The sequence below is a fragment of the Mesorhizobium kamtschaticum genome, from assembly GCF_056174585.1.
The window spans coordinates 2985945-3002895 of record NZ_CM149691.1 but is presented as its reverse complement, the minus strand read 5'-3'; the positions used below and the strand labels follow the sequence as shown (position 1 = coordinate 3002895).

The 16951-nt window shown below is 62.8% G+C and carries 12 protein-coding genes and 2 pseudogenes; 8 read left to right on the top strand and 6 right to left on the bottom strand.

Going from position 1 to position 16951, the window contains the following annotated elements; translation table 11 throughout:
- The 3 genes from AC0V7N_RS14685 to AC0V7N_RS14675 are packed head-to-tail and all read right to left on the bottom strand — an operon-like array spanning window position 1 to window position 3604.
- Window positions 1–2265, bottom strand: coding sequence for a xanthine dehydrogenase family protein molybdopterin-binding subunit (locus AC0V7N_RS14685; RefSeq protein ID WP_475458624.1), 2265 nt, complete (start codon window positions 2263–2265; stop codon window positions 1–3).
- A gap of 2 nt (window positions 2266–2267) precedes the next feature.
- Complete coding sequence (locus AC0V7N_RS14680; protein ID WP_172349299.1) at window positions 2268–2744, bottom strand: (2Fe-2S)-binding protein; 477 nt, start codon at window positions 2742–2744, stop codon at window positions 2268–2270.
- A complete protein-coding gene (locus AC0V7N_RS14675) occupies window positions 2744–3604 on the bottom strand; it encodes an FAD binding domain-containing protein (protein ID WP_496627925.1) in 861 nt (286 codons plus the stop codon). Before AC0V7N_RS14675 ends, AC0V7N_RS14680 begins: the two co-directional genes overlap by 1 nt.
- Before the next feature lie 246 nt (window positions 3605–3850).
- Between AC0V7N_RS14675 and AC0V7N_RS14670 the strand changes: the two are divergent.
- From AC0V7N_RS14670 to AC0V7N_RS14650, 5 genes and pseudogenes are all read left to right on the top strand, one after another.
- Window positions 3851–4293 (top strand): annotated as a pseudogene (locus AC0V7N_RS14670) (SRPBCC family protein).
- Between the two features lie 372 nt (window positions 4294–4665).
- The gene (locus AC0V7N_RS14665; RefSeq protein ID WP_496627924.1) at window positions 4666–5766 is read left to right on the top strand and encodes a hypothetical protein; all 1101 of its coding nucleotides are present in this window, start codon (window positions 4666–4668) and stop codon (window positions 5764–5766) included.
- A 7-nt stretch (window positions 5767–5773) separates the two neighbouring features.
- Entirely contained in the window at window positions 5774–6937 is a 1164-nt protein-coding gene (locus AC0V7N_RS14660; RefSeq protein ID WP_475458617.1) for a hypothetical protein, read from the top strand.
- Window positions 6934–8763, top strand: a complete 1830-nt coding sequence (locus AC0V7N_RS14655; RefSeq protein WP_475458616.1) for a pYEATS domain-containing protein — start codon at window positions 6934–6936, stop codon at window positions 8761–8763. Before AC0V7N_RS14660 ends, AC0V7N_RS14655 begins: the two co-directional genes overlap by 4 nt.
- A 236-nt stretch (window positions 8764–8999) precedes the next feature.
- Window positions 9000–10145, top strand: a pseudogene (locus tag AC0V7N_RS14650) (amidohydrolase); the annotation flags it as partial.
- 56 nt (window positions 10146–10201) lie between these two features.
- On the opposite strand, the gene AC0V7N_RS14645 reads toward AC0V7N_RS14650, so the two are convergent.
- The gene (locus tag AC0V7N_RS14645; protein WP_475458614.1) at window positions 10202–12202 is read right to left on the bottom strand and encodes a putative bifunctional diguanylate cyclase/phosphodiesterase; all 2001 of its coding nucleotides are present in this window, start codon (window positions 12200–12202) and stop codon (window positions 10202–10204) included.
- A gap of 279 nt (window positions 12203–12481) precedes the next feature.
- Between AC0V7N_RS14645 and AC0V7N_RS14640 the strand changes: the two genes are divergently transcribed.
- The gene (locus AC0V7N_RS14640; protein ID WP_475458612.1) at window positions 12482–13516 is read left to right on the top strand and encodes a class I SAM-dependent methyltransferase; all 1035 of its coding nucleotides are present in this window, start codon (window positions 12482–12484) and stop codon (window positions 13514–13516) included.
- 83 nt (window positions 13517–13599) lie between these two features.
- Here the strand turns inward: AC0V7N_RS14640 and AC0V7N_RS14635 are convergent, their stop codons facing one another.
- Entirely contained in the window at window positions 13600–14526 is a 927-nt protein-coding gene (locus AC0V7N_RS14635; RefSeq protein ID WP_475460333.1) for a sigma-70 family RNA polymerase sigma factor, read from the bottom strand.
- On the bottom strand, window positions 14507–15280 hold the full coding sequence (locus AC0V7N_RS14630; protein WP_475458610.1) for an SDR family NAD(P)-dependent oxidoreductase: 774 nt from the start codon (window positions 15278–15280) through the stop codon (window positions 14507–14509). The genes AC0V7N_RS14635 and AC0V7N_RS14630 overlap by 20 nt, the downstream gene beginning before the upstream one ends.
- Before the next feature lie 232 nt (window positions 15281–15512).
- On the opposite strand from AC0V7N_RS14630, the gene AC0V7N_RS14625 reads away from it, so the two are divergent.
- On the top strand, window positions 15513–15758 hold the full coding sequence (locus tag AC0V7N_RS14625) for a hypothetical protein (RefSeq protein WP_475458608.1): 246 nt from the start codon (window positions 15513–15515) through the stop codon (window positions 15756–15758).
- A gap of 54 nt (window positions 15759–15812) precedes the next feature.
- Window positions 15813–16895 carry a DUF3658 domain-containing protein gene (locus AC0V7N_RS14620; protein WP_475458606.1) on the top strand — a complete coding sequence of 361 codons (1083 nt, stop codon included), beginning with the start codon at window positions 15813–15815 and terminating at the stop codon, window positions 16893–16895.
- Window positions 16896–16951: the final 56 nt, after the last annotated feature.

Genomic DNA, 16951 nt, shown 5'->3' with positions numbered 1-16951 from the left:
CTACTCTCCCCGTTCCGCCTCGATGGCCGCCAGGATGCGTGGCGGCGACATCGGGATGTGGGTCATGCGCACGCCCGCCGCGTTCGACACCGCGTTGGCGATCGCCGCCAGCGGCGGCACGATCGAGGTTTCGCCGACGCCGCGCACGCCATAGGGGTGGTTGGGGTTGGGGATTTCGAGGATCTGCGTGTCGATCATCGGCAGGTCGGAGCAGACCGGGATGCGGTAGTCGAGGAAGCCGGCGTTCTGCAGCCGGCCGTCCTTGCCGTAAATATACTCCTCGTTGAGCGCCCAGCCGATGCCTTGCGCGGCACCGCCCTGGTACTGGCCCTCGACATAGGTCGGGTGCACCGCCTTGCCGGCATCCTGCACCACCGTGTAGCGGATGACCCGGGTCGAGCCGGTCTCGGGGTCGACCTCGATGTCGCAGATATGGGTGGCGAAGGAGACGCCGGCGCCGTCGGCGACGAGCTCGCTGTGGCCGGCGATCGGCCCGCCGGTCTTGCCGGATTGCAGCGCGATCTCCTTCAGCGAAAGTGCCGCGAGGTTGCCGTACTTCTCTCCCTTGGCCAGCGCATGGCCCTGTTCCCAGACCACGTCGTCGACCGGAATGTCCCACATCTGCGCGGCGCGCTCGCGCAGGATCTTGATCGCGTTGCGGGCGGCCGAGATGGTCGCCATGGAGGAGGAGAAGGTGCCGCGGCTGCCATCGGTCATGTCGTTGTAGCCGAGGGAGGATGTGTCGGCGACCACCGCCTTGAGCTGGGCATAGTCGATGCCGAGCTCCTCCGCCGCCACCAGCGACAGCGACGCCCGCGAACCGCCCACATCCACCGTGCCGACGGCCAGCGACACCGAGCCGTCCATGCCGATGTTGAGGTCCACGCAGGTCTGGCCGCCGAAGTTGAACCAGAAGCCGCAGGCCATGCCCCTGCCCTGGTTCTTGCCCAACGGCGCCTTCATGTGCGGATGGTTCTTCACCGCCTCCAGCGTCGGGCCGATGCCGATCGGGCCATAGACCGGGCCGTAGGACGAGCGTGTGCCTTCCTGCGCGGCGTTCTTGATGCGGAAGTCGACCGGATCCATGCCGATCTCCTTGGCGAGCTCATCGACCGCGCTTTCCACCGCGAACGCCGCCATCGGTGCCGACGGCGCGCGATAGGCCGCTGTCTTCGGCCGGTTGACCAGCACTTCGTAGCCCACCGTCTTGACGTTATCGAGCTTGTAGCAGGCGAACGCCGTCATGGCGCCGATCTCGGCCCAGGAGCCGGCATAGGGGCCGGCGCTGTAGCGCAGTGTCGCTTCCGCGGCGGTGATGGTGCCATCCTTGCGGGCGCCGATCTTGACGTCGATCGAGGTGGCGCTGGTCGGGCCCGAGGCGCGGAACACCTCGTCGCGGGTCATCACCAGCTTCACCGGCCGTCCGGCTTTCCGTGACAGGGCAAGCGCCACCGGCTCGGCCCAGACATGGGTCTTGCCGCCGAAGCCGCCGCCGATCTCCGAAGAGGTGACGCGCAGCTTCGAGGCTTCCATGCCGAGCAGCTGGGCGCAATGCTGGCGGTAGACGAAATGGCCCTGCGTGCAGACCCAGAGGTCGGCGGTGCCGTCGGACGAGACGCTCGCCACGCAGGCATGCGGCTCGATATAGCCCTGGTGCGTCTGCTCGGTCTTGAAGGAGCGTTCGACGATGAAGTCGGCGTGCCCAAAGCCCTGATGGACATCGCCATGGCCGAACTGGCTGCGCTTGGTGACGTTGGAGGGTTTTACCGGCTTTTCCTCGAGGCCCTCGGTGAAGATCGTGTCGTTGATCAGCGGGGCGTGGTGCTGCATCGCCTCATCGACATCGGTGACATGCGGCAGGAGCTCGTAGTCGACCTCGATCAGCTTCAGCGCTTGCCTGGCGGTGCGGGCATCGACGGCGGCGACCGCGGCCACCGCATGGCCGTCATAGAGCGCCTTGGTGCGTGCCATGCAATTGTCGAGGATGTCGTACATGGCGGCATCGCCATCGGTCAGGTCGGGCAGATCGGCGGCGGTGATCACCGCCTTCACGCCGGGAAGCTTCTCTGCCTTTGAGGTGTCGATCTTCTGGATGATGGCGTGCGCATGCGGGCTGCGCAGCACGCGGCCGACCAGCTGGCCGGCCATGTTGAAGTCGGCGCCGTAGCGGGCACGGCCCGTCACCTTGTCGACGCCGTCGGGACGGATGGGGCGTGTGCCGACGGATGTGAATTTACGCCCGGAAAAACGCGGATCGAAATTCATCTTCAGGCTCCCTTCATCACATGTGCCGCGTCCTGGACGGCGCGCACGATCTTGTCATAGCCGGTGCAGCGGCACAGGTTCCCGGCCAGGCCGAAGCGGATTTCCTCCTCGCTCGGGTCGGGGTTTTTCGCCAGCAGGTCCTTGGCCGCGATCAGAAAACCCGGCGTGCAGATGCCGCATTGCAGCGCTGCATGCTCGAGGAATTTCTGCTGCAGCGTATGCAGCTGGTCGCCATGCGCCATGCCCTCGACGGTCTCAATGCGCCGGCCTTCGGCTTCGGCGCCCAGCACCAGGCATGAGCAGACCAGCCGGTTGTCGAGGATGATTGAGCAGGCGCCGCAGTCGCCGGTGCCGCAGCCTTCCTTGGCGCCGGTCAGCCCGAGCCGGTCGCGCAGCACGTCGAGCAGCGTCTCGTCAGGCTGGCAAAGGTACTCGATGTTGTCGCCGTTGATTGTCGTCGAGACTGCTATACCAGCCATCATTTGCCTCCTGCACGTGCGTAGGCGGTCGTGGCGGCACGCCTGGCCAGCACACCCGCAACCTTGCGTCTGAAATCGATCGTACCGCGCTTGTCGTCGATGGGACGGCAAGCGCCGGCGCAGACTTTTGCCAGCCGCTCGAGGGCGGCTTCATCCAGCTTTCTGCCGATAAGCGCCTCGGCGGCCTCCTCGACCAGCAGCACGGTGGGGGCAGCCGCACCCAGCGCCACACGGGCGGCCGTGACGACGCCGTGTTCGTCGATCGTCAGGTTCACGCCGGCGCTGGCCACGGCGATATCCATCTCGGTGCGCGGAATGAAGCGCAGATAGGCATCGCCCGAACGCGGCGAGCGCTTGTCGAGCAGGATCGCTTCGATGATCTCGCCCTTGACGAGCGAGGTCTTGCCCGGCGCGATCGGCACGGCCTCCACGGCAATGGTACGCTTGCCCGACGGTCCGGCGATCAGAGCCCTGGCACCAGCCGCCACCAGCGCCGGCACGCTGTCGGCCGCCGGCGAGGCGTTGCACAGATTGCCGGTTATCGTACAACGGCCCTGCACCTGCTTCGAGCCGATCAGCTTGGCCGCCTCGACGACGCCGGGCCATGCCTTCTTCAGCGCCGCATTCTCACCCAGCACGGCGCAGGGGACAGTGGCGCCGATGCTGAAGCCTTCGGCCGTTTCGCGGATTTCGCTCAAGGAGGCGATCGACTTGATATCGATGATCAGGTCGGGTTCGACAAAACCGCCCTTCATCCTCACCAGCAGGTCGCTGCCCCCGGCCAGAATGGCTGATATGCCAGCCGATCCGGCCAATTGGCCAACGGCATCTTCGATTGAAAGCGGACGTATGTAGCGCATCGTCTCCCCTTGGATATGGCAATCTGAGCGACCGTTATAAACAATCGCCTCATAATGGCTATCCGGTTCCGCATTTGCGACGATTGGGCCAGCCGCAGAAAATCGAGTCCCAAAGCGACCTGAACCGCCCTACGCCTGCTACACAGGCTTGCGGCTGGGTTCTCAAAAAATTTGAGAGCCTGTGTCGGACTGGCCAAGCCTGGTTCGTCCTTGGGACATCGAACAGGCATCATGAAAGGACAGGATATGCCCGGTACCGTACGTTTGCACCGCGTTCTCACCACCAGCCCGGAAAAGGTCTACCGCGCCTTCGTCGAAGCCGATGCGCTGGCCAAGTGGCTGCCGCCGAACGGCTTCACCTGCACGGTCGATCAATTCGAGGCCAAGGTCGGCGGCACGTTCAAGATGTCGTTCCGCAACTTCACCACCGGTGGCAGCCATGCCTTCGGCGGTGAGTATCTGAACTCGTTCCCGGCGAGCGCCTGCGCTACACTGACAGATTCGACGACCCCAATTTGCCCGGCGAGATCCAGGTAACCGTCATCCTGAAGAAAGTCTCGGTCGGCACCGAAATCGACATCACCCAGGCTGGCATCCCCGACGTCATCCCGGTCGAGGCCTGCTATCTCGGCTGGCAGGAATCGCTGAGAAACCTGGCAAAGCTGGTCGAGCCCGAGATCAATCAATAAGGCAGGAGAAGTGCGCGGCGGTTTTCCGTCCGGAATTGCACGAAACGAACTGCTGCGGCGCCGCCGTATATGACATCGTCATCGGCGGCGGCTACACGCTGCGGTGTAGTAACCGTTGCTTTTCACCTCAGACCAATTCGGCAAGACCGCGCCAATTCCAATCAACGGCGGGGAGAATAGATGTATGGGCGGCGGATGGCGTCCATCCTGCCGCCGACCTCAAACAAATAATCAGCCACGCGGCGTCGCTGAATTGCCTCACCGATCGAGGTCGATCCCAACTGGATCGCCGAAGAAGTAGAGTTTGATTATGTCTGAAATAGTCGATACGATTTAATTCTTGACTTGTCTTTGACCCGGGGTGGGGGGCGAATGACTCATTTGGTCTTCATTCACGGTGTGGCAACAAGACCCGGGGCAGGATACAAAACGGCCGTCGAGAACAGGGACAGGCTGATCAAGGACATTCTGTTCGAAGGCAAACAGGTCACCATTCATTCGCCGCTCTGGGGGGATCTCGTACCCGCGATCGACGAGGCTGTGTTCGCCACCGCCGGCAAGGTGAAGAGCTTCGGCCTGGGCGCCGGCCTGGGTGGAGCGGACCCCGGCGCAGGCGCCCAAGGCGATTCCGCCGTGGCCGCCATTGCACAAAAGAACGCCACCGCCGCCCTTGACGCGATCTTCACGGTGCTCCTGGAAACAGTGGATGCCGAGGAACGCCTGTTGACCGACAGAGAAATCGAGGCCTTCCGCAACGCTGCCGGGCAAGTGGCGTCGGGGAAGTCGCCGATCCAGTCCAGCCAGACCAACGACGAGATTGTCTTCGAACTGGAGAAGGGATTGCCGAAGGGGTTCGGGCTCCAGAGCACAATCAAGGATGCGGTGAGCGCCGTCGCCGACCGGGTGCGGAACGCTGTCTCGACTGTCGCATTCGACGCTGTCCGGGATCATCTCAGCCCCGCAATTGCGTTCTTCCTCGGGGATGTCTTCGTTTACCTGAAGCGGGGCGACCTGCGCGACCAGATCCGCAAGAGGGTGACTGACGCAATCGCCAAGGCGCACGCTGAAGCGAAGGCGAAGAACGAACCGCTGGTGATCATCGGCCACAGCCTGGGCGGGGTGATCCTCTACGACTTGCTGTCGGCCCCTGCACCGGAACTGCCGCAAGATCTCAAGGTCGATGCGCTCATCACCGTAGGTTCTCAGCCCGGGCTGTTCCAGGCCATGGGCGTGTTCGACCGCCAGGCCCCCGCGGGAGGGCCGACGCCCAGGCCCGACAGTGTAAAGACCTGGTACAACGTATTCGACCCAATCGACCCTCTGGCCTTCAGAACCGACAAAATGTTTAGCGGCGTCGAGGACCTCTCGTTCGATTCCATCACCGGACTGGCCTCCGCCCACACGACATATTTCAAGAGGCCGCAATTCTACGCGCGCTGCCGCAAGCGGCTTCAAGACCTGAAAGTGATCTGAGGTCGAGATGACGCAGATATTCAAACGGGCAGTTGCGGGATCCGGAACGCATGCGCTGGTGGTCGGCGTCGGCCACTACCCCACCGCCAAGCCGGGGCTAGGTGTCAGGAAGGACCTGCGGACGGTTCAGGACCTCCCGAGTGCGGCCGATAGCGCCAAACTGATGTGCGACTGGCTCATCGCCAACCAGGACAAACTCGCCGCTCCTCTCGCAACGCTTGAAGTCGTGATTGCCGACCCGCCAGACCAACAGGACAGATATACATGGCTCAATGCTAAGCCGGTGGCGACTGCTGACACTGCCAATGTCTTGGCGGCGGGGACACAATGGAGCACCGAACTTACCGCCAAGCCCGGCGAAATCGCCTTCTGCTATGCTTGCGGCCACGGGGCCGGGCTGTCGACCCGACCCGTCGTCTTCCTGTCCGATCTCAACGCGAATGCGGTCAATCCCTGGGCACACCACAATATCGGCATGACAGCATCTGCCTTGCGGCACCTGGACGGGGTCGCGGCAGCCTTCTTCTTCGCGGACACCTGCCGCGAATTCATCCCGCGTTTCGAGCTCGCGAATTCGCAGGACCTGAGCCGATTCGTCACGCCTCCCGATCCTTTCGAGGTCGGACGCGATAAAGTGTCTCTGCTCTGCGCTGCATCCGAGGCTGTACTCGCCTATGAGGGACCCATGGAGGGCGGGGCCGTGAAATTCGGAAGATTCACCCAGACGCTCATCAAAGGTCTGAACGGCGCGTCCGCGCGCTGGCGTGGAAACGCCTGGTCCGTGCATCCCAGCGGCCTCTTCGACGACTTGAAGCTTTTGCAACGGGCGTACCGACCGGATTGGAGGGCCGAGCCATTCGAACCCTCCCATCCGATGACTCAGAATCAGGTGGTGTCGATCGTCAAGCCGTCCAATCCGAGACTGCCCATGCTTGTACTGACAGATCCTGAGGACGCCATGACACGCTTCGAGCTTGGCATCTGCCCGAACGACAGTGGAAAGAAGCCTTGGATCGATGCGCGGGGAGAGCCTACATCCGATGCGTGGCTGGCCTATGTGCCAGGTGGTCTGTTCCCGCTCTATGCCGTCGCCGCAGCCAATCCGGCTTGCCACGCCAGTGTCTTCGTGCCGAACAGCCCCATCTTCGAACTGAGGATACCGATCACATGAGCACCAAGCTCAGCTTCGAGGCACCTGCGGATCTTTCCGTAGGGACCGTCAAGATCAGCGGCGAGACCGGCGTTGTAAAGGAGTGGATCGCCACGCCGAACGACCGCACGCGCGACGGCTTCGACACACCGCCCGGCTTCTACATCGCTGAGATCACACCGGCCGGTGTTCGCCCCCAATCCGTCATCTTCGAGGTCAAGTCGGGGATCGCCAACAACGTCGTTATGCCGGTCTTCTCCTCGTTGGCGGCAGGCGGCAACAATCCGGTCTTTCTCAACGTATCGGATCAGAAAGCGGCCGTGGAGGCGCTCAGCAAGGCCAGGAACGAAGTGGCGCCGGATGTCAGCTTCGCATTCGAAGAGAGCTCACCAAGGACTGTCCTCAAGACAGTGAGATCGGCCGGAACCAAGAAGCGGGTCACGATCGCGCTGGCCGCCGAGGGCTTGCCAGGCAAGGAGTCCTGGAGACCGTTTCAAGGTACGACCTCCGTCGATCTCGTCAGCAACAGGCTAACCGTGCTCGTCCAGGAGCAGCAGATGCTCGCGAACGACACGCGGCCGCGTGTCCGCCTCTCTCTTGCGGTCGAGCGCGTCAGGGTGGAGCGTTTGCTGCTGCCCATGTACCGTGGAGGTACAAATGTCGCGTTGTCGCCATCACAGCTGTCCACATCGGATGTGGAGTTGGAGGTCACACCTGTCGATCCCGAACGGCGCGCGCTGTTCCGAGCCCTTGCGGCGGGTACACAGGAGGAAGCTATCGCAGTCAGTAAGGGCGTTCTCGACGGCAGCACAGCATGGCGGTACATGCGGGGAGCGGAGGCCGATCCGTGGGCGGCCATCCTGGTAAGTTTGCTGACCTTGCGGTTTCCGGACGTCTTCAACCGCATAGACCAGCATTGGGTCGACGCTCTGCTGAGCCAGGCCCCCTGGGCCTACGACTCGCACGTCATCCATGCACGGTCGCTGCTCACCTCTGCGGGGACGGATGCCGAAGCACGCCGCACAGCGGCCGCGGGCGCGGTCGCCGCGCTGGCGAAGGCGCAAGCGCTCGGCTCTCCATATTTCTCCTACTCAAACCAGCTGATCGGCGAGATGTTGATCGCGCTTGGTGCCCTCAAACAGGTCGATGAGAAGATCGCCAGCCGCAGCCGGTCGCTCCTTGCCAGATGGCAACGAGACCTACCCCTGCAATGCGAGTCGCGAGCGACGTTCAAATGGCGGCGCCGTGACCCGAAGAAACTCGCCAAGGGCACTCTGGCGCCCGATCGCAACACATCGGGCGTGTTAAGCCGCCAGCACGGAGCGATCGCGTTCCGCGGAACGATCGAACTCGGGCGGATCGGGCTGGACACAACGCCGCGGGTGGTGCCCAAGGCTTCTACGCAACGCGTTGCCAGCGATGAAACATCTGGCAAGAGCGACCAACAGTCCTGGTCGATGCCGGCGGACGCGCCGGCGTTGAGCCGCTCGCCAGGGCCACCTACCGACCCCAACAAGGGACGCTTCGGTGGAAAAGCTGAAAGCGATGGTTTCTCCGTGGTTGCCCGCTTCGATCACACCAAAAGTGAGCAGTTCGTATCTCTTACGTTGAGCGTGGTGGCCATACACGGCGCATCATCGGTCACCGGCGATCAGGTGCTGTTTTGCTTGCATCCCAGCTTCTATCCGCAGTGGGTGAGGACCACCTTCCGCGGTGAGAGCGCTTCCATATCACTCAAGACCTGGGGCGGTTTCACCGTGGGCGTTTGGATACCAAGGCAAAAGGTCGAACTCGAATGCGACCTGTCCCTGCTGTCTGATGCACCGAGGGTCATTCGCGAGCGTTAGACGAGGCTTGAAATCGAGCATGGTCCTGGTTCTCGGACTGGAGACGACGACTTCCCGGCATGACCGGGGTTAGTCTGCAGCGTGCCGCAGCCACCCATCACCGGCATACGCGACATGGCTCCGGCGCCTCGTCATACGATGTCACGCTGGACCAGTTCAAAGCGCTCTGCCCCAATCGCGTCCACTAGCGGCGTTTGCGACACTGTGCCGATCGGAGCAAACGGAGGCGGAAACACGTGACCCTCACCAACCGGGATATCATCGAGATCACCGAGTGGCGGCGCAAGCTGCACCGGCAGCCGGAAATCTCCAACGAGGAGGAGAAGACGGCGAAGGAAGTCGTCTCCTTCCTCGCCGACACGGCGCCGGACAGAGTGCTGACCGGCCTCGGCGGGCACGGCGTGGCGGCGGTCTATGACAGCGGCAAGGCCGGACCGACCGTGCTGTTCCGTTCCGAACTCGACGCGCTGCCGATCGAGGAACTGTCAGGGGTGCCGCATGCTTCGCAGGTGCCGGGCAAGTCGCATATGTGCGGCCATGATGGCCACACTGCGATCCTGGCCGCGCTTGGCCGCCAGCTCGGGCGCGAGCGGCCGGCAAGCGGCCGCGTCGTGCTGATGTTCCAGCCGGCGGAAGAAACCGGCAATGGCGCGGCCGGCGTCGTCGCCGATCCCCGCTTTGGCGAGATCGCGCCCGATTTCGCCTTCTCGCTGCACAACCTGCCCGGCGCGCCGTTCGGCGAGGTCAGGCTCAAGCCCGGCGTCGTCAACTGCGCCTCGCGCGGCATCCGCATCGTGCTCGAGGGCAAGACCGCGCATTCCTCCATGCCCGAGACCGGCATCTCGCCCATGCCGGCGATCTCAGAGCTGATGCCGGCGCTGCCCGCGCTCGGCCGCGCCACCTTCGCCGATGACGATTTCTCCATGGTCACCGTCACCCATGCCGAAATGGGCGAAGCCGTGTTCGGCATCGCGCCCGCGCATGCTGAGGTGTGGGCGACGCTGCGCACCCGCCGCGACGAGCGCATGGCCGACCTCTGCACTGCGGCCGAAGCGCTGGTCAAGGAGATCGCTGCCCGGCATCGCCTCGCCGCCCGATGGGATTACCACGAGATCTTCGTCGCCAGCGTCAACGCGCCGGACGCGGTCGAGCATCTGCAGCGCGCGCTCGACGAAGAAGGCGTCGTGCATGGGCAAGAAGCCCTGCCGATGCGCGCCTCGGAAGATTTCGGCCTGTTCGGCCACAGTGCAAAGTCGGCGATGTTCTTCCTCGGCGCCGGCGAGCGCCACCCGTCCCTGCACAATCCGGACTATGATTTTCCCGACGACCTGATCCCGATCGGCTCAAGGATCTTCATGCGCACGGCGCGCAATCTGCTGGGTGAGTTCGCCGGCCGGCGGAGGTCTGTGCCGATCCCGAAAACCGGGGCAGCCCGCGGTCATGCGGATTTGAGGTATGGGCGTTTTTGCATGCCGCGCTTGGCCTGGTAATTCGCGGCGGGAACGGGACGGCCAACGCGAAAACCCTGGATCTTGTCGATGCCGAACTCGCGCATGAGCGCGATCTGCTCGTCGGTTTCCACGCCTTCGACCAGGATCTTGTGGCCGCGATTGCGCACCAGCGCAATGATGTCCTGCAGCATCGCCATGCCCTTCGGCGTGCCGCAGTCGTGCAGGAACGAGCGGTCGATCTTGACCGTATCGAAATCGATCAGACGCAGCCACGAAAGGCCGGCAAAGCCGGTGCCGAAATCGTCGAGCCAGATCTTGATGCCGAGCAGCTTCAGGTCGCTGATGCAGCGCAGGATGTCGGAGTGCATCTCCATCTCGAGGCCTTCGGTGATTTCGAAGGCCAGCCTGTTGCCGGTCACGCCGGTCTCGCCCAGGATGGTCGCGACGGATGCGGCGAAGCCAGGCGTCTTGAGCTGGATCGGCGAGACGTTGACACTGACGACACGCACGTGATCGTCCGCCAGCAGTTCGGCGCAGACCTTCCTTATTGCCCAGCGGCCCAGTTCCAGGATCGCGCCTGTGCGTTCCGCGACGGGAATGAACAGGCTCGGCGGAACCAGCGTGCCATCAAGCATCTTGAGACGCATCAGCGCCTCTACCGCCTCGACCCGGCCCGACACGACGTCCTGGATGGGCTGATAGACGAGTGAAACGAGACCCTGGGCGATTGCGATCTTCAGAAGCGCCGCGAGGTTCTCGCTCTCGTCGCTGCTCTGCGGATCGGTCGGGTCGAACAGCCGGACACAATTGCGGCCGCCGGCCTTGGCCAGATAGAGCGCGCGATCCGCCTCGTGGATGATCTTCTCCAGCTTGGCGCCGGCCTGCGTCCTGGTAAACGCAGCGCCTACGCTCGCCGTCACGATCGAGACCCCGTCGCGCCTGAGCTCATGGGTGATCGCCAGGTTCTCCACCGTGCGACAAACGGCTTCCGCCAGCTCCGTGACCTCTTCCTTCTTGTCCATGCGGGCGAGCACGATGAACTCTTCGCCGCCATAGCGCCCGATCGAGCCATTGTAGTTCTTGATCAGATCGCTGAGCGCGTTGGCGACATGGATCAGGCAACGGTCGCCTTCCTGGTGGCCGTAGCAGTCGTTGAACTTCTTGAAGAAGTCGACATCGATGAGGATCGCCGCGAACTTGCTGCCAAGCTTTTGCCAGTCGTTCCAATAATCGCGCAGCTTCTCGTCGATGGCGCGCCGGTTCTCCAGGCCCGTAAGCGGATCCGTCCGCGACAGTCTCAGCAGGGCCTTGCCGCGTTCGGTGGCCTCCTTGTGCTGGATCTTGGCTTCCAGCGCGTTCAGGAAGACGTTGTAGCGCTCTTCGTTCAGCTTCCAGTTTATATAGGAGGTGAAGGTGAAGCATGAAACGTAGAACGTACCGAACACCATCTTGTATGTCAGAGACGCCGGCACAAAGTAGTTCACGACGTACAGAATGCACAGGATTATTGTCGACGTTACGATCGAAACCTTGAAGCTGAACGTGAAGAAAAGATTGGCACTCATCATGAAAATGGTGCCGAAGACCATATAGTAAGCGACGCTTTCCTTGTTTGCACCCAGGAATGCCGGGCACAACCAGCCGATATAGCCAAAAATGATGGCCGCGGCGCAGGTTATGTCGAGCCAATCGGTGGCGGCTCCCCGGCGAAGCTGTGCTTCCAGGATCAATAGCGCGGTCAGTCCGACCGCGAAGCGCGCCGTGATCGTATAGGGGGCGACATCCGGTATCAGCAGCAGATCCGACACCGAAAACAACACATAGATGACGACTGCGATCCAAAGCCCTGGCCTGGCGTCCGCTCTTCGTTTCGCTTGGGATTCCTTGCGGTAGAGGATGCGCAGCTCGGCCGCCCCCAGTTCCTGGCGCGGATCGTACGGTTCGACATCCACCGTATCGGCCAATCTGGACGACGCGCGCTCGTTCACAAAGCCCTGCGAAAGGGGATTTTGTGCTCCGAACCCTTTTCCAAATTCTGCCCCCACGCAGGCCGACTCCCTGGGACGACACCATTGCCGCGACGTAAAATGCAATGGCTCAACACAAGTTTGCGTTAACTCGAACCCGGAATCCGCCCGACAACTTATCTAATGAGTTGAGATGGTTAGCGGGAAATTAATCATACCGATAAAATGCCCCCGAGGCGCGTTGGCAAATGGAGTATTCTACGCAATAAGTTAACTGACTGTTAACCAAGGAGTCCTGGTGTGCAAACCGTGTTCGATGGGCAAAGCCTGATTACCGCAGAGATGATCGCCGGCAGTCTGCGTAAAGGCACGCTAGAGCATCATGGTGAAGCGTTCGAGACCGCCCGCGCCGAGCTGGCCCTCATCCTCCACGCCACACAGCAGCAGATCGAGCAGCAGAAATTTCCCGCCGAGATCGTTCGCCGCTTGCTGTCGCTGCTCAGCGCGCTGCGGGCCAAGGTGCATCCCGACGTCTGGCAGGCCTTGATACCGGTGGCGCAGAACCATCCGATCCTGAAGTACTTTCTCGAGGATCCGCTGACGCACTGGTCCTTCACCAAGCCCAGGGGCTATTCCGGCGACGCGCAGCTGCTCGACTACATCTATTGCGACCCGCATGTGGCCGAGAGCGTGGCGAGCGCCTCGGAGATCGGCAAGGCGCTTTACAGCCATACCCAGAACGTTCCGTCATGCGTGGCGGCTCGCGAACGGCGCGATCTCCTGACCCGCTATGTCGATGAGACCGCCGCCAAAAACGGACCCGAAACCGAAGTGCTGGCGATCGCGGCCGGCCATCTGCGCGAAGCCAATCGCTCCGTCGCGCTGGCCGAGGGCGGCCTCAAGCGCTGGGTCGCGCTCGACCAGGATCCGCAGAGCGTCGGGCTGATCGCACGCGACTTCCAGGGCACCGCGGTCGAGGCCATCGACGGCTCGGTGCGGACCGTACTGACCAGAGGCCACAAGCTCGGCAAGTTCGACCTCATCTACGCCTCAGGTCTTTACGACTACCTCCAGCACAACGTCGCCGTGAAACTGACCAAGACCTGCCTGCAGATGCTGAAGCCGAACGGCACATTCCTGTTCGCCAACTACGCCGAGGGCACCCCCGACGCCGGCTACCGGGAAACCTTCATGGACTGGGTGCTGCTGCTGCGCTCGGAAGTCGACATGTGGAACATCGTCAACGCCAGCGTCGACCGCAACGCCGTCGAGGCAAAGGTGTATTTTGGCGAGAACCGGAATGTGCTGTATGCGGTGATTGAGAAACGCGGGTAGGCACCAGCGCCAACATCCGGCGAGCGCCCTGCGTCAAGTGTTGCGGCGGATCGCAGTGGGCGGACAACGATTGGATAGCCGGTTCAGGAACCGGCTATCCCCCTGATGTCCCTGGCCAGCACCAGCCCGGCATCGTCGGCGACATAGCCGACATAGCGATAGTCGCGGATGAAGCTGATCCGCCCTTCCCGCCATTCCAGCCACATGAAATGAATTGGCTTCGCGGCCGCCCGGTGTTCGAAAACCGCTATCACCTCGCGGCCCTCGACCCAGGCCGGTTTGAGCCACAGGCCCTCGCTCTTGGCATAGATCGTGAAGAACGTACCAACGTCGGCGGCGCCCGAGCGCTGCGGGTGCATGGACTGCTGAAGTCTTACGTCATCGGCAAGCAGCGCGCGCAGGCCATCCCAGTCGCGCTGGTTGAACAGGCTGATGTAGCGGACCACTGCGGCCGACGCGATGCGCGCATCGGGGAGCGGGTTGGCCTGGGCGTTGATCTCCCGAAGCCGCGCGCGGCCGCGCGACAGATGCGCCTTCACCGCATCGACCGTGATGCCAAGCAGAGCGGCGATCTCGGACAGCGGCTCGTCAAGCACATCTTTCAGGATGATGACGCTGCGTTGGTTGACCGGAAGTTCCGCGAAGCGCGACACAGCGGTTTCCATCGCTTGCCTGCGCATCAGTGCCTCCACCGGGTCGGCTTTGCTGTCGTCGGCAATTTCAAGCGCCGCCTCGATCGGCTCGGCGACGCGGATCGCGCGGCTGCGCAAGAGGTCCAGCGCACGGTTGTGGGCGATGCGGAACAGCCAGGGCCTGAGCTGCGGCACCTCGCACAGTTCGTCCAGCGCGACGAAGGCCCGCGCAAACGTGTCTTGCACCACATCCTCGCCGTCGATGACCGATCCCATCAGGCGCGCGCAGTAGCGGTGCAGTTCCGGGCGCAGCGCCACGGCCAGGGCAAGCAGCCCTTCCTGTCGGTCGCGGTCCACTTCAGGCTTTCCGTCGCTCAGCAGCCGTGCCCTCCATGATCGTAACGCCCGCGTCGCCGTTGAGACCGAAGACGACGCCCTCCGCATATTGCGGGTCTTCCAGCACGGAAACCAACCTGTCGCCGAACGCCCGGGGCGGCATTGGCGCGCCGAAGCGGGTGACGAACTGTTCCGGCGTGATGCCCATCGAGCCGGCATAGGCGCCGGCCGCCGCCTCGCCGATTCCCGTTCCGAGGATTATCTGCCGGGGCAGGATCGCCTGGAAGCGGATGCCGAGGTTTTTCTCCTGCGCCACGCCATTGGCGTATTTGGCCATGAACCAGAGCATGCGCTTGGAGCCGCCATAGCCGCCCGACATCTGCGATCCGGTGACGGCCGCACCACTCGACCCAACCAGCACCCGGCTGCTAGGCTTCAGCGGCAGGTTCAGCGCCGCCTGCAGCCAGTAGAACCCGCCCTTGACATCGGTTTCCCAGGCAACGGAAAAATCCTCCCACTTCAGCTGATCCAACCGCCCCATCCGGGGCGTCGCACCGGCGTTCAGCACCACTATGTCGGGCCGAACCTCGCCGAGGATGCGATAGGCCGCATCCTCGTCCGTGACGTCGGCGGCAATGGTGGCGACCCCAAGCCGCGCCCCGACCGCCTGCAGCGCCTCGGCGCCACGCGCAACGACCGTGACGCTGGCGCCCTTCTCGACCAGCGCTTCGACCAATCCGAGGCCAAGCCCCCGGCTGCCGCCGGTGACGACGATTTTCTTGTCCTTGAGGCTCATTTGACCCTGCTCCGTTGCTTCACTGAAGCTAAGACGTTTGAGGAGAGGGAAAAGAGTCAGGGCGGTATTGAGATTCGCAGGCGGCGGCGCCAGCCCATAGCGTGAGCGCATCAAGACGCGGATGCCACCCCACATGGATTGCCGTTCGAAACCCGGGCACGCTGCGCACTGACGCTCCCATCGGTATCGCGGAGCCGCGAATCTATGCTAAGCCGCCGCCCAATCAACCAACATGAGGACGACAGCTGTGAGCGAACTGACCGTGGCCGAGGCGACCGAGAGTATCTATGCCTCGCTCCGAGCGGACAATGCCGAGATCGACGCCCATATCGCGGCACTTAAGGCAGCGCTGGCACGAGAGGGAATAAAACAGGCGGTGTTCGATCCGACCAAATTGGCGCAGAGCAACCGCTCGGGCCGCAAGTTGATGCAGGCTTATTTTCGCCAGCGCGGCGTGAGCGTGAGTTTTTCGGACTAACCCGCGCCGGCGATCTCGAGCCGTTTGAGAATGAGCAGGTGAGGATCAAGGCCGATGGAGGAATTCGTTGGTCGCTGGATTGCCGGGAATGACCGGCACAAGACCGCAACGATCGAGATCAAGATTGTCGATGGCCACCTCGTCGTCTGCGCCATCGATGGTTCCAGCGGCGAACTCGCGGAAATCCAAGACCTGACTTCTGGGAATGATGAAGTCCGTTTCACCGCCCATTGGTTATCAGGCAAAACGACCGCCTACCGGCTTCTGCTGTCGGATGGACGGATGGTCGTCCATGTCACGTTTTCCGACACCGACCATTTCAAGCGAGATTTGAACCCGGACGGGACGCACAAATGGCGCAGCGGCATACTGCACATCGCGCCCGGCCATTCGGCGGGTCATTCGCTTCGCCAGGCGATCCGCACGAGCGGGCGTACCGACGACGTCATCATTTTTCGCGACAATCTCAGCTGCGGCCCAATTGATTCCGAGGAGTCCTCGGCACGCCTGCGCTGGTGGGCGTCGTTGTATGACGAGCACGACATCGATTTCGACGATTTCTGGCGGCACGTCATGTCTACCCCGGACCGCCTCGTCGTCTGGTTCGGACGCCACAGCGCCCATGAGCATGCTTTCTTCCTGGCCCTGGTGGATCGCCTCGGCGACCGCCCCTACGACATCATCGACGTCACCCGGTTGCAAATGCCGGTGACGCGGCCCGGCGGCAAGGCGGAATTGTCGAGCCCCAGACAGGCCGTTTCGCTTATCAACGAGGAGGAACTCGCCTTGCTGCTCGGCACGGAACGCGCGATGACGAGCCAGGAACGAGAAGATGCCGCGCGGCGCTGGCGGACGTTGAAATCCGAAAACGCGCCGTTCCGTATCGTCACCGATTCCGGGCTCGTCTCGGCGCCTGAGGATGTTTTCGATGCGCTCCTGCTGGAGCGAGCCACCAAGGACTGGCGCAAGGTTGCACGGGTCATCGCCGAGACCATGGGACACAATATGGAGCCGTATATCCAGGTCGGCGACTTGATGTTGCTGAGCCGTATCGTGGCCCTTGTCGATCAGGGAAAGCTCATGGCCCATGGTGATCCCTGGCTGATGCGAAAATGCGAAGTACGGCTGCCGGATTAGCAAGATAAACGTTTGGTTTTCGGTAGGACTCCTACAGGCCCGCCAGTCTGCCCTCG